This window comes from Flavobacterium sp. LHD-80 (genome assembly GCF_030929605.1).
Lineage (GTDB): Bacteria > Bacteroidota > Bacteroidia > Flavobacteriales > Flavobacteriaceae > Flavobacterium.
Window position 1 is genome coordinate 139,018 of sequence record NZ_JAVFVS010000013.1, and the last position, 14,582, is coordinate 153,599.

General features: G+C 32.0%; 12 protein-coding genes. 10 read left to right on the top strand and 2 right to left on the bottom strand.

Translation table 11 applies throughout. The annotated features are described in order from the left end of the window. Positions 1 to 16: 16 nt before the first annotated feature. From RB619_RS19490 to RB619_RS19520, 7 genes are all read left to right on the top strand, one after another. Positions 17 to 877 (top strand): putative zinc-binding metallopeptidase, encoded by an 861-nt coding sequence (locus RB619_RS19490; protein WP_308100654.1) that lies wholly within the window; start codon positions 17 to 19, stop codon positions 875 to 877. 12 nt (positions 878 to 889) lie between these two features. Further along, positions 890 to 2,233 carry a DUF4302 domain-containing protein gene (locus RB619_RS19495; protein WP_308100655.1) on the top strand — a complete coding sequence of 448 codons (1,344 nt, stop codon included), beginning with the start codon at positions 890 to 892 and terminating at the stop codon, positions 2,231 to 2,233. 145 nt (positions 2,234 to 2,378) lie between these two features. Continuing rightward, positions 2,379 to 2,654, top strand: coding sequence for a hypothetical protein (locus RB619_RS19500; RefSeq protein ID WP_308100657.1), 276 nt, complete (start codon positions 2,379 to 2,381; stop codon positions 2,652 to 2,654). 167 nt (positions 2,655 to 2,821) lie between these two features. Then, positions 2,822 to 3,568: a 3-oxoacyl-[acyl-carrier-protein] reductase gene (fabG, locus tag RB619_RS19505; protein WP_026729795.1), complete on the top strand. Its 747-nt coding sequence runs from the start codon at positions 2,822 to 2,824 to the stop codon at positions 3,566 to 3,568. A gap of 129 nt (positions 3,569 to 3,697) precedes the next feature. Further along, positions 3,698 to 5,725, top strand: coding sequence for a hypothetical protein (locus tag RB619_RS19510; RefSeq protein ID WP_308100660.1), 2,028 nt, complete (start codon positions 3,698 to 3,700; stop codon positions 5,723 to 5,725). Between the two features lie 238 nt (positions 5,726 to 5,963). Beyond that, positions 5,964 to 6,860, top strand: a complete 897-nt coding sequence (locus tag RB619_RS19515) for a LysR family transcriptional regulator (protein ID WP_308100662.1) — start codon at positions 5,964 to 5,966, stop codon at positions 6,858 to 6,860. Positions 6,861 to 6,934: 74 nt separating this feature from the next. Then, on the top strand, positions 6,935 to 7,900 hold the full coding sequence (locus RB619_RS19520) for a putative sulfate exporter family transporter (protein ID WP_308100664.1): 966 nt from the start codon (positions 6,935 to 6,937) through the stop codon (positions 7,898 to 7,900). Position 7,901: 1 nt separating this feature from the next. Here the strand turns inward: RB619_RS19520 and RB619_RS19525 are convergent, their stop codons facing one another. Then, a complete protein-coding gene (locus RB619_RS19525; RefSeq protein ID WP_308100666.1) occupies positions 7,902 to 8,852 on the bottom strand; it encodes a hypothetical protein in 951 nt (316 codons plus the stop codon). A gap of 173 nt (positions 8,853 to 9,025) precedes the next feature. On the opposite strand from RB619_RS19525, the gene RB619_RS19530 reads away from it, so the two are divergent. Further along, entirely contained in the window at positions 9,026 to 10,024 is a 999-nt protein-coding gene (locus RB619_RS19530; protein ID WP_308100668.1) for a zinc dependent phospholipase C family protein, read from the top strand. A 143-nt stretch (positions 10,025 to 10,167) separates the two neighbouring features. Here the strand turns inward: RB619_RS19530 and RB619_RS19535 are convergent, their stop codons facing one another. Then, the gene (locus RB619_RS19535) at positions 10,168 to 12,303 is read right to left on the bottom strand and encodes a sulfatase-like hydrolase/transferase (protein WP_308100671.1); all 2,136 of its coding nucleotides are present in this window, start codon (positions 12,301 to 12,303) and stop codon (positions 10,168 to 10,170) included. A gap of 215 nt (positions 12,304 to 12,518) precedes the next feature. On the opposite strand from RB619_RS19535, the gene RB619_RS19540 reads away from it, so the two are divergent. Further along, positions 12,519 to 13,184, top strand: a complete 666-nt coding sequence (locus tag RB619_RS19540; RefSeq protein WP_308100673.1) for a response regulator transcription factor — start codon at positions 12,519 to 12,521, stop codon at positions 13,182 to 13,184. Beyond that, entirely contained in the window at positions 13,185 to 14,570 is a 1,386-nt protein-coding gene (locus RB619_RS19545; protein ID WP_308100675.1) for a HAMP domain-containing sensor histidine kinase, read from the top strand. Positions 14,571 to 14,582 lie beyond the last annotated feature (12 nt).

The following is a 14,582-nucleotide window of genomic DNA, read 5'->3' on the forward strand; positions in this document are numbered from 1 at the left end:
CTTTAATTCAAAAGATATGAAAGTATTAAAATATAATAGAATAGCAGGTTTGTTTTTATTAATCCTAACACTGGTTTCCTGCGCCAGTGAAGAACAGCCAGGAGAAAGCCAGTTAGATTTTACACAGCCAACAAAAACGGCTTTGGACAATTGGATTACAACAAATTATCTTACTCCGTATAACATTAATGTTCAATATAAATGGAATCAAAACACGGTTGATAACAACCGATATTTATTTCCTCCACTTATTGAAAAAGTGCAACCTGCTCTAGAAATCGTTCAGAAAATCTGGTTGGAAAGTTATAAAACAATCGGAGGAGCTGATTTTGTAAAGAAAGTAGCTCCACGAGAATTTGTTTTAGTTGGAGGTGTGAACTTAAATACTGTTGGAACAAAAACTTTAGGTTTAGCAGAGGGAGGACAGCGTGTTACGCTTTTTGAAACCGATTATGTGGATAAAAAGAATAGAGAGAATATCGCGCAATTTCTTCACACAATTCAGCACGAATATGTTCATATTTTGAATCAGAACAAACCTTTTGATGAAAAATCTTGGGCAGCAATTACACCTTCTGGATACACGGCAAGCTGGCATTTGTACACAGACGAAGAATCAAGAGAAATTGGTTTTATAACAAATTATGCACGAAGCAATATCAATGAAGATTTTGCAGAAATGGCTTCAATGATGTTGATCAACTCTAAAGCAGAATATGCTGCAATTTTGGCTTCAATAGCAAACCCAACCGCTGTTGCTCAGATAAAAGCAAAAGAAGCTTTAGTCGTGAAGTATTATAAAGAGGCTTATAATATGGATTTCTACGCTTTGCGCAACGAGGCTGAAAAAAATACTAACGCTGTAATAAACAACTAATAAATGAAGATTATGAAAGCAAAAAATATATTGAATTATCTGGTTTTGATAATAATTTCATTGCCTTTTTTTGGATGTAGCAGTACTGATGCTGAACAGAAATTTGACCAGACACCAACAGAAAGACTAAACGCTCAGAAAAAAGAATTAAGCGATCTTTTGCTTACTTCAGAATATGGTTGGAAAGCCGTTTATTTTACAGATAATACCATTTTAGGTGGGTATACGCACTTATTTAAATTTGCTGCAGACGGAACAGTTCAAATGGCATCAGATTTTGATAGTGATACAAAAACATATAAAAGTGAATATGCTGTACAGACTGGAAGTACAGTAAGTTTGACGTTTACAACAAAAAACAGAATTCATCTTTTGTCAGATTCAGATAGTTATCCTATTGATTTATTGCGTGGAAAAGGATATTTAGGTGATTTTCAGTTTTTGTACTACGGACAGGAAAATGGCGAAATCATTTTTAAAACAAACAGAACGGTTCAGGAACTTCGTTTTGTAAAAGCAACCGCTGCTGACTGGGCAAATCTTCCAAAACATACAGCAATGGAGCAAAATGTTATTGGTTCTGATGCGCGTCCGTTATTTAGATTGTTAGAAACGAATGACGGAACAACAAAACATCAATTTGATTTTAGTTTTACTGAAGTTACTCGTTTTGCAGAAGCAAATTCTATTGAAGCTGGTTACTCGCAAAGTTATAATATGGGAATTGCATATACGCCAACAGGTATTATCGTAAGTCCTGCAGTTGTTGTAAAAGATCAAAAATTAACTTCATTTGTTTATGATGACACAAACGGAAGTTTTACAGCAACAGGTACAAATGGAGTAAGTGCTGTTATAAAATATACAGACAAACCATTAGTGTTAACTGATGATTATAAATTGCTTCTTCCAGGAAAACCGTATTCAAGATTTGGATATTATCCAGACGATTATACAGCTGATGCGCCAACAAACTCAAAATTGTTTTTGGCTGAAATAGATAAAATTAATGCATCATTGCCAGCAGGTCAAAGTCTTGCTTATGTGCAATTGTATATGAATCATTCAGTTGGAACTTTTATATACTATTATTTTGTTGGCAGACCCGCTTTACAGCACTTTGTTGATGTTGTAGAAGATCCAGTTGGCAAAAAAATCATTTTGAAACATAAATCTTGGAACGGAAATACTACTGTTGCAACACCAGCATTTTTAGCAAGTTTCGATAAAAACTTAATGGATCCGAATGGTCTTTATGTGAAAAAAGAGAGTTTTAAATTATATTATAACAATACCGTTTACACCTTTACAAGTTCGTCAAGCCCTTTTAGAATGACGACTTGGCAACTTAATTAGTTTTTAGTTTTGTTTTAATTTTGGAGGAAAAGCAGCTCAAGCTTTGAGCTGCTTTTTTTTACTAAACAGAAGAATTTGTATCATTTGAAAAAAGAGTTTGACAAAAAACTTGCGTGTAAAATTGTAATTAAAATATTCAGATAATATGATAAGAAAAATTATAACACCCGTAAACACTATATTCTTTTTCTGGGGTTTAGTTTTACTGACATTCTCAGAATCATACCCGCAGTACACCAGATATTATTTATATGCCTCTATACTTGTAATTATTCCAGTAATGGTTGCCGATTTGAGAAAACAGAGAAAAGAAGACAAACAAAACGGAACCATAAAATTTCAATCTGCTATTTTTAGAATGCTTGTTATGGCTGTATTGCTTGGCATCGCTTATTTTATAATGAAACAAAATCACATCTAAATTTTTACTTTTGTTTTTATTTTTTTGAGCAAAAAGCAACTCCTGTTTTGGAGTTGCTTTTTTTGCTTATAAAAGAAGATTATCTGCCATTTTTTGCAATCCAAATTTTATTAAACGCCCAAATAATCTATATTTGTAGTTCAAAAAATAAAAACGAATACCTTAATATGAAATTACTAGAAGGAAAAGTAGCAATCATTACGGGCGCTAGCCGCGGAATTGGAAAAGGAATTGCAGAAGTTTTTGCTAAACATGGTGCAAACGTAGCATTTACATATAGTTCATCTGCTGCATCTGCAGAAGCTCTTGAAGCTGAATTGAATAGTTTAGGAGTTAAAGCAAAAGGATATCAATCTAATGCTGCCGATTTTAATGAAGCACAAGCTTTTGTTGATGCTGTTTTAGCTGATTTTGGAACTGTTGATATTTTAATCAACAACGCTGGAATTACAAAAGATAATTTATTGATGCGTATGTCTGAAGCTGATTTTGACCAAGTTATTGATGTTAACTTGAAATCTGTTTTCAATATGACAAAAGCAATTCAAAAAACATTTTTGAAACAACGCGCTGGTTCTATCATCAATATCAGTTCTGTAGTTGGTGTTTCTGGAAACGCTGGACAAACAAATTATGCTGCTTCTAAAGCGGGTGCAATTGGTTTTACAAAATCTGTAGCGCTTGAATTAGGTTCTCGTAATATTCGTTGCAACGCAATCGCGCCAGGTTTCATCGAAACTGAAATGACTGCAAAATTACCTGAAGATGTAGTAAAAGGATGGAGAGACGGAATTCCGTTGAAACGTGGCGGAACTACTGAGGATGTTGCAAATGCTTGTCTTTTCTTAGCTTCAGATATGAGTGCATACGTTACAGGACAAGTTCTTAACGTTTGCGGAGGAATGCTTACTTAATAGTTTGCAGTGTTCAGTTTTTGAGTATTCAGTAAATTCAATCTGAAAAATAATAAAAAGAACACGTTTGTTATAATTCGATTTTTAAATTCTGATCACTAAAAACTGATTACTGAACACTAAATATATATGACTACAAACTCGATTTTATTATTATTGCTTTCTTTAGTAATAGCTGGTGGTTTGTCGTATTTTCAATATTTTTTTAAAGCCAAAAACAAATCAAATCTGATTTGGTTTTTGGCTTTTTTACGTTTTTTGGCCATTTTTGGTTTATTGGTTTTATTGATAAATCCGGTAATTTCTAAGAGTTCTCTTGAAATCACCAAAACACCATTAGCAATTGCTGTAGATAATTCGAGCTCTATTGAAGCTTTGAAATCAGATAAAAAAGCAGTTGAATTATATCAAAAACTAATTTCAAATCCTGCTCTTAAAGAGAAATTTGAAATTCAGTCCTATCAATTTGATGCTGATTTCAAATCTTCAGATAAATTTGATTTTAAAGGAAAGCAAACCAATCTTGATGAAGTTGCCAAAAATCTAAAAAGCATCAACAAAAACCTGACTTTCCCAACTGTTATCATTACTGACGGAAACCAGACTACAGGAAACGATTATGTTTATCGATTCGATCCTGTCAATAAAGTTTATCCTTTGGTTGTGGGAGATACAACTACTTTTTTTGATTTAAAAATCAATCAACTGAACGTAAACAAATACGCTTTTCATAAAAATAAATTTCCTGTCGAAGTTTTTCTGCAATATTCTGGTGAAAAAGCCACAACTGCCGATTTTACTATTTCGCAAGGAAATTCTATAGTTGCAAAAGAGAAAGTTTCATTTTCTTCGTCTAAAAAAACAGCTTCTATAAATTTGCTTTTGCCAGCAGATAAAGTAGGATTGCAGATTTTTAGAGCTTCAATTTCTTCAAATGTAAAAGAGAAAAACAGCTATAATAATATCAAAAATTTTGCTGTCGAAATAATCGATCAAAAATCTACAATTGCAATTGTTTCGGCTATAAATCACCCTGATATTGCGGCTTTAAAACGTTCAATCGAGGTTAATGCACAACGTAAAGTGATTTTGGTTAAACCAAATGATATCAATCAATTGCAAGAAGTTTCTGTTTTGGTTTTATATCAACCAAATGCATCTTTCAAAGCCGTTTTCGACAACAATAAAAATGCAGGAAGAAATACTTTTATTATAACAGGAAACAACACCGATTTCAATTTTTTAAATCAGCAACAAAACAATCTGATTTTCAAAATGAGCGGACAAACGGAAGATTATTTATCTGAATTCCAATCTCAGTTTAATTTGTTCGCGATTGATGATATTGGTTTTGAAAATTTTCCTCCGTTGCAAAATGCATTCGGAACTATTACAACAAACGGAAATGTTTCTGTTCTGCTTTCTTCAAGAATTAGAAATGTTTCTACAAATGCACCTTTATTGGCTTTCGCCGAAAATCAAGGAAAAAGAACTGCTTTTCTTTTAGGAGAAAACAGTTGGAAATGGCGCTTGCAAAGCCATATTGACAATCAGTCGTTTGAAAAATATGATGTTTTTGTAGATAAGATAATTCAGTTTTTAGCGACTTCTGCTTCAAAAAAATCTTTGGTAGTTACACATGAAAGTTTTTATAATTCAGGAGACGAGCTTGTAATCAATGCGCAGTATTTCAATAAAAATTACGAATTTGACGAAAAGGCAAGATTAACAATTTCAGTTACAAATGCAGAAACGAAGCAAAACAAAAACTACGATTTACTGAAAGGAAACAATTCATATTCCGTAAATCTTGACGGATTAACGGCCGGGAAATATAATTTTACAGTAAAAGAATTAAATTCAAATACTTCGTATTCAAGTCATTTTGAGATTTTAGATTTTGATATTGAAAAACAATTCGTAAATCCAGACGTTTTAAAACTAAAACAATTAGCGTTACAGACAAACGGAAAAGCATTCTTTGAAAATCAAGCAGACGATTTGATTAATATGCTTTTAGAAAACAAAGAATATAAATCAATTGAAAAGAATGTTTCAACTAAAACTCCAATTATTGACTGGGTTTGGTTGTTGATTTTAATTGCTGCTTTATTGACTACGGAATGGTTTGTTAGAAAATATAATGGACTTTTGTAGGTTCGTAATAATTACAATATAAAGTCCCTACGGGACAAAATGAACTTATAAATCTATTCTACCAACATTTAATCTCTACGAGATTCCTTAAAATGTTTTTTATCTCTGAACTCCTTTAGGAGTTTAATATTGGTAGAAAAAAAAGAACAACCAAATAAATTTGTCCCTTTGGGACTGTATATTGGATATATTTGGTTTCAATTAGTAGAAGTTTTAATCATTTTTTGAGAATAAAAACATGGATTTCAGGCTAAAAGTATTTTACACTGTTGCGCTCCGCCTTAATTTTACTAAAGCGGCAACTGAATTATATATCACACAGCCCGCAGTTTCTAAACACATTCAAGAACTCGAAGAAACCTATAAAACCAAACTTTTTGAAAGAAACGGTTCTAAAATAGCTTTAACTCCTGCAGGAAATATTCTGCTGAAACATACTAAAGAAATTTTTGAAATTTATCGCGAAATTGATTTTGAAATGAGTTCTTTTATTAGTGAACGACAAGGTTTATTAAGGTTAGGAGCAAGCACAACTATTTCGCAATATATAATTTCTCCAATTTTGGCCCGTTTTCATCAAAAGCAAAAAGACATAAAAGTCAATTTGCTGAACGGAAATACAGAGCAAATCGAAAATGCTTTAATCAATAAAGAAATAGAAATTGGTATTGTTGAAGGGCAATCAAAAAATCAATCCATAAAATACATTCCATTTTTAAAAGACGAATTGGTTTTAGTCTGCAGCAATAATAATCCATTCGCAAAGCAGAATGAGATTTCTTTAAACGATTTAAAATCAATGAAATTCATAACTCGTGAACGTGGCTCTGGAACACTTGAAGTTATTGAATTTGAATTGAAAAAAGTAGGTTTGAAATTTTCTGATTTGCAGATTGAAATGCAACTTGGAAGTACAGAAAGTATAAAATCCTATTTGCTAAACTCAGATTGTTTTGCTTTTATGTCTATTCATGCAGTAGGAAAAGAGTTGAAAAACAAAGAATTGATTGTTTTAGATGTTGAAAATCTAGCAATTGAAAGATATTTTTATATTATCACGCTATTAGGGAAATCAGATGCTCTATCTGAACTGTTTATTCAAAATATAGCTTCTCATTATAACTTGAAGTTATAGTGTATTGTTATTTGCGATTGGCATTTTCCGTTTAATCAACGGAACTTTGCAAAGTAAATATCAATTGCCTTATTTTGAAAACAAAGCAACATTCCGCATCACAATTATTTGAAATCAATCTTTATGTGCAGCAGGCATTTTTTGTAGCTGTAATATTCTTATGTTTATTTTCGATCATTTCTCCGCCAATAGCTCTATTATTAGGAGTTGTAATGGTAAATGTATTTGGGAATCCGTTTGTTGCGTTTAATGCCAAAGCCATTACGTTTCTATTACAATTTTCTGTTATTGGTTTGGGTTTCGGAATGAACGCAGAAAGCGCATTTTCAGCAGGAAAAGAAGGTTTTGTTTTAACCGTATTTTCAATCTTTAGCACATTGCTTTTCGGATTTCTACTTGGAAAATGGCTAAAAACAGAGAAAAAAACCTCGCATTTAATTTCATGTGGCACCGCAATTTGTGGAGGAAGCGCAATTGCAGCAATTTCGCCTGTAATTAAATCAAATGAAAATCAGACATCTATTGCTTTGGGAGTGATTTTTATTCTGAATTCAGTTGCGTTATTTGTTTTCCCATTTATTGGGCATCAGCTTGATTTGTCTCAAAAAGATTTTGGGTTATGGTGTGCGATTGCGATTCATGATACAAGTTCTGTTGTTGGCGCGGCTAACAAATATGGCGCCGAAGCTTTGCAAATTGCGACAACTGTAAAACTGGCAAGAGCTTTATGGATTATCCCAATTTCACTTTTAACTGCAATGATTTTCAAGAACAAAAACAGCAAAATCAAAATACCATACTTTATTGGATTGTTTATTATAGCGATGCTTTTGAATTCTTATTTTCCAAATGTTTCTGTTTTGGCACCTCATATTGTAAATCTGGCCAAAATTGGTTTAACCATTACTTTGTTTTTAATTGGTGCAACTTTAAATGTAAATACTTTAAAATCAGTAGGAGTGAAGCCTTTGCTTCAAGGTGTTTTTCTTTGGGTTTTTATTGCTAGTTTGAGTTTGGTGGCAATTATTTATTTAAGCTAAATTATTTTACATTGGAGAATTTTACAATTGGTTCACCGATCATTTTGTAGAATTTTCCTTTAAATGAAAAACGTCTTTCAATCTCAAAATCAAATTGTTTTTTAGTTTTTGCCATTCCAGCTATTTCTTTGGGGAAATCAACTTCGAATTCATCTTCAGCTTTCGCGGTTTTGTTAAAAGAACCTTTTGTTTTAATGATAATATCTCTAAAATGCTTTTTAGTAGTATCGTTTACAACAGAATATGAGCTTGACCAATTAGTGCTTGCAACATTTGTAAGCTGGTAATAAGGGACTTCTAATATTGGCTGATATTTCCCTTCAAACCCTGCAACTAAGTAAAGCCAGCCTTCAAAAGGTCCGCCGGCGCCACCGTTAACATGGAGTAAAGTAAAAGCATATTGATCTTCACCAATTTCTACGAGTTTAGGTTTTGGAGCTTGAGAAAAAGCGCCAAACGCAGCAACAGCAGGCTGAAACGATCGCATTTCCCAAATCGCTCCGTTTTTGGCAAATTTGGCGACACCTAAAAGACCTCCAAAAAATCGGCCGGTTTGCAAACCATCTTCATCACCTTCTGAATGGTTGAAGAATAAAAGCTTAAACTTATTTTCTTTTGAATCTGAATAATCAATATTGGCAAGAAGTCTCGTTGCAACACCTTCTTTATAAGGAAATAGTTGATCGCCTTCGACTCCGTTTACATCAATAAAAGGTGCAGGTTTGCAAGTTTTGCAACCCCAGTTTATAAAAGTATTGTGATCTGGCAGATTAAATAATTTACCTGGAAAAAGCATCTGCATTGTTTTGATTCCGTCAAAGGGTTCAGAAATTTTAAGAACTCTTTTGGAATTTAAAATAGTGTCGCTTACGTTTTTTAGCTGTAAATCAGATTGTTGTGCAAAGCAAAAACTAGAAATTAAAAGAAATAAATTCAATAAAACAGTGCGCATATTTGTAAGATTTAGCTTTAGATCAAACATACAAATAAAAAAAGTTTCAACATGAACATATGTCACTTATATGGTGTAAAAACTGTAAAAAATCAAATTAGCATAATCTTAATTAGTAAATTTTTAAATTATCTTTAAATAAGGTAACTTTGCCTTCCAAATACAAAAACAAAATGAAAAACTTCAAAATGAGACCAAAATTAATTGCTCTTTTCGCATTAGTTATTGGTTTTTTCACCCTTTCTTGGGGAATTGTCGGTCACGAACGAATCAACAAAGCAGCCGTAATGGCTTTGCCGAAACAGGTTCAAGTATTTTTTTACAATCACATTGATTTTATTACACAAGAAGCTTCGGTTCCAGACATTCGTAAATATGCTTTAAATTATAAAGATGAAAATCCTAGGCATTATTTTGATATGGAAAACTTTGGTTCTGCTGATAGTATTCCGCAGACTATGGAAGAAGCAAAGAAAAAATATAATGCTAAATTCTTGAATGATAACGGGATTTTGCCTTGGTATATTGAAGATATGATGGCAAAATTAACGAAGGCATTTAAAGACAAAAACAGAGCTGAAATCTTATTCTTAGCAGCTGATTTAGGTCATTATATTGGTGATGCACACATGCCGTTGCATACTTCTGCAAATCATGACGGACAATTAAGCGACCAAAAAGGAATTCATTCGCTTTGGGAAAGCAGATTGCCTGAATTGTTTGCAAAAAACTACAAATTAAATGTTCCTGAAGCGCAGTATTATCCAGATGTGCATAAAGCGACTTGGGATATGATTAATGATACACACAGTCTAGTAAAACCTTTATTAGATATCGATAAAAAATTGCGTACTTCAACTCCAGAAAATAAAGTTTTCCAATTAGATGCTGAAGGAAAAGTGATGAAAAGCAAATACAATACAGCTCTTTTTGCTGATGAATATGCTGCAAAACTTCATACTGATTTGAACGGAATGGTTGAAAAACAAATGAGAAAAGCTATTGCTGCTACAGCAAGTTTTTGGTATACAGCATGGGTAAATGCTGGAAAACCAGATTTAAGTGATTTAGACGCACCTTCAGTTACACAAAGAAATTATCAATCTTTACAAGACGATTTGAAATTATATCAAAAAGGAGATTTATTCGGAATGAGAAATCAGAATGATTAAGTTTTTGTTTCATGTTTCAAGTTTCATGTTTCAATTTTCATGTTGAAGATTAATTTGAAATATAGAAAAGCCTCAAATTCAAATGAATTTGAGGCTTTTTTTTAAACTATTTTCTTGCTTCTTTCGTCTTGTTTCTATTTTCTCTAGCGAAGATTTGCGTATAACTTCTTATTCTTAGCTTTTAAATCTTCAAACTGATATTGTTTTTCCTTTAATAAATACGATGCCGATTGATAAAAAGAAATGGCATCATTTACCAAATCAGTTCTTTGGGTTTTTACTGGGATTTCGTCGTAAAGAATTTGGAATTCCGGAGCAATTCCTGCTGTTGGCTTAACTTTTAAGTCGTATTGTTTTACAACTTGTTTTGGCGATAAAATCGTTAATACGTTATCTTTTATCAAACCTAAATCTTGATAAGTAGCAATAAACGCTCTCGGTTTATAATCGGCTTTAAAAACATCTTGTCCGAAAAATTTGCTTTCGTAATCAAAATGCAATAATCCGAAAAGTGTTGGCATTAAATCAATTTGCGACATTAATTGATTGTATTGAGCTGGCTTTTTATTTGGTGTATAAATAAAAGCAGGGATTCTATATTTGTCTAGCGGAAGCTGTGTTTTTCCTGCGCTAGAAGCACAGTGATCAGCCACAATAACAAAAACTGTGTTTTGAAACCAAGGTTGTTTGCTAGCCATTTCGAAGAATCTTCGAAGCGCAAAATCAGTGTATTTTACACCGCCTTCGCGAGATTTAATGTCTTCTGGAATATCAATTTTATTATTAGGATAAGTAAACGGCCTGTGATTGCTCACCGTCATAATATGATTGAAGAAAGGCTTGTTTTGTTTGGCCTCAGCATTCATCACTTTTATGGCCTTATTATACATGTCTTCATCACAAACACCCCAAACATTCGAAAAGGTGATTTCTTCTGGAGAAAAACTTGATTTGTCAACAATATCACAACCGTTTCCAGAATAAAAATCCTGCATGTTATCAAAGAAAGCGTCGCCACCATACATGAATTTCACATTATAGCCTTTTTGTTTGAAAACAGCACCGGTTGAAAATTTATTTTTATTGTCTTCACGTTTTACAACGCTTTCTCCGGCAGTTGGAGGCAAGCATAAAGTTACTGCTTCAAGACCACGTACAGTACGGTTTCCTGCTGCATATAAGTTGGTAAACTGCAGACTTTTTTGTGCTAAACTATCAAGAAATGGCGTTATATTTTGTTTGTTTCCATATGCTTTCATGAAATCTGCACTGTAGCTTTCAATTGTAATTAAAACTACATTTTTATGATTTTCAAGAGAATCTTCGGTAATAGTTCGGATTGTATTTTCTCCAGAAATAGATGGAAATTGCTCTCTTAAATTTGCAAATGCTTGATGATTTGGAAGTGTTTTATAAAACTTCAAATAATCCAATTTGTTGTTTTGAAATGCCAAATAAAACTTATACAATCCGTTGGATTGCAATTCATTTACAAAAACATTTTTCGAATTTTCTGTTTTTGCCAACATCGGAATTGCAAATATGGAAACAGCAAATAATACAATGTATACTGCTGAAAATTTGATTTTATCATTTAGGTTCGGAATTTCTTTAATGAAATTAGCCGAGCCTTTCAATATAAAATAAGTAACTATTCCGGAAACTAAAAACAAAGCAGAAAATAGGGGTATTACGGGATACGACTGCATTATATTTCCAATTACTTCATTCGTATAAATCAAATAATTAACTGCAATAAAGTTGTATTTTACACCAAATTCATTCCAAAAGAAATATTCGCTTAAACCATTTTGAAGAATCAGTACAACATAAAGAAATACCACAAATGAAAACATCAAGAATCGTATTCTATCTCTCCATTTTGGTAAAAAAAGTAAGAGTGCAAAAAGAGCTGTTTTTATTCCAATGAAAATCAAAACTATTCTAGGTAAAGCGCCTCCGTATTCGTCAAAAATGCTTTTTCCAGACGCTATGTACAGAAATAAAGCAATAAAAGAACTTAGAATTATGTATCCGTAAGGCTTGTCGTATTTTGCATTAGATATAAAAATAAGGTATAACCACAGAAATATGCTCGCCAAAACAAAAACAAAAAAATCAGAGATTAATCCTAAAGAAAAAATCTTCAGACTATCAAGAACTGTAAAACTACTTTGTGTTATTGGGTGAAAAAAAAGGACAATTCGCAAAAGAAAACTAATAGCAAAATAGAAAATTGCGAGATTGTAAAATGGAGAAAGTCTTTTGTAAAAAATCATTGTATTATATTTTATGCAAAATTAATTTGCATTAATGAGTGCCAGATGAAGTTATGCTTTTACCTTGCTTAGTGTTAACTTAATGTTTTCTTAAGATGACGAGAATGTATTTGTTTTACTGATTTTTAAGTAATTATTAAGCAATTTCTATGAGTGAAAATGGGTATCTTTGACAAATCATTAAGGCAGATTAATCTTAATTTAAATCAAAATACATGCATATTTTAATAGTAGAAGATGAATTAGGAATTGTACAGTTTTTACAACAAGGACTGCAAGAAGAAGGTTATTTGGTTACAACAGCAAATGACGGTTCTAAAGGTTTTGAGTTAATTCAAAATCACCAATACGACTTGATTTTATTAGATTGGATGCTTCCTAAAATTAACGGACTGGATTTGTGCAAAGCCATAAGAATTAAAGATCAACATACACCCATAATTTTCTTGACGGCAAAAGATACAGTTCAGGAAACTATTGCTGGTTTAAAAGCCGGGGCAAATGATTATATTAAAAAACCTTTTAGTTTTGAGGAGCTTGTAGAGCGTATTAAAGTTCATTTTAGACATAAAAAAGAAGATAAAGAACTTACGCTTGGAACAATTAGAATTGATCTTTCAAAACATATTGTTCTTAAAAATGAAGAAGAAGTTACGCTCACGCAAAGAGAATTTGAATTGCTGACATATTTAATTCAGCATAAAGGAAAAGTTTGCACCCGAAATCAGATTTTAAAAGATGTTTGGGATATTAATTTTGAGTATGATACCGGTGTTATCGATGTTTTTATGAATGCAATTAGAAAAAAGCTAAATTTGAAAATCGAGGAAGATTATATAAAAACCATTCGCGGAATTGGTTACATTGCTAACGACTTATAAATGATACGGCTTTCATTCAAAAACAGAATTGCCTTAAACTATATAATCACAACTGGTTTGTTGATTTTAGTTGTTTTTTCAGCAACTTATTTTACAGTAAAATTCACTGTTTATAAGCATATTGATGAAAATTTAATGATCGAAATTCAAGATCATTTAAAAGAAATCAGAGCTGAAAACAAGAAAGTGATTTTCATGGATGCGGAGGAATGGGAGGAAAGAGAGCACAATTCTGTCGATGTGAATCCAGTTTTTGTTCAGTTTTTAGATTTGAATAAGAAGATTATTGAGAAATCTCCAAATTTAAAAAAGGAAGTGCTTGTTTATCATGGAAGTAAAGATCATTATGAATTGTTTGATACTAAGTTATTAAATAATAAAATCAGGCAAATTCAGGTTCCGCTTCATCTAAAATCTAAGAAAATAGGTTATTTGATTATTGCAATGTCGCTGGCAGATTCGGCCAAAGTTTTAAAAAACCTTCTTGATACTTTGCTAATTGCGTTTCCAATTATTTTGGTTTTATTGTTTTTAATTGCCCGTTTTTTTGCTGGACGAAGTATAAAACCAATAAATGCAATTATAAATACGTCCAAGATAATTACAAAAGATAATTTAACTACGAGGATTCCGTTGCCGAAAACGCGCGACGAATTGTTTACGCTTTCAAAAACAATCAATAATTTATTGAACAGAATTGAAGATGCAATTGAGCGTGAAAAACAGTTTACTTCTGATGCATCACATGAACTGAGAACGCCGCTAACTGTTATTAAAGGAACACTTGAAGTGCTTATTCGTAAACCTCGAGATAACAAGGAATACGAAGAGAAAATTAATTATTGCATTAATGAAGTTGACCACTTAAATACACTTGTTGATCAATTGCTTTTGATGGCTCGCTTTGAGAATCAGAAACAAAATATTAATGCCGAATCTGTTTATTTGAACGCCTTAATTCTGGATGTTTTGACCTTGAATTCAGAGAAAATAAACACTAAAATGATCGATGTAAAATTTGATGCAGAAACAGATTGTTATATTCAGTCGGATAATTTTTTAGTGATTACTATTTTAAGAAACATTATTTCGAATGCAATTAAATATACAAACAGCGGTGGTCATATTTTAATTTTACTTTTGAAGCAAAACGGTAAAATAATACTAAAAATCAAAGACAACGGAATTGGAATTGCTAAAGCCGATTTAGATTCGATTTTGAACCCGTTTTTCAGATCAAATTCGACAGATCATCCAGAAATTAAAGGAACTGGCTTAGGTTTATCAATTGTAAAAAGAACTACGGAATTATTGAATATCAAGTTTAAAATTGAAAGCGAATTAGAGGTAGGAACAACAGTGATTTTGACTTTTACAGATAAATAAGAAAACGTTGTA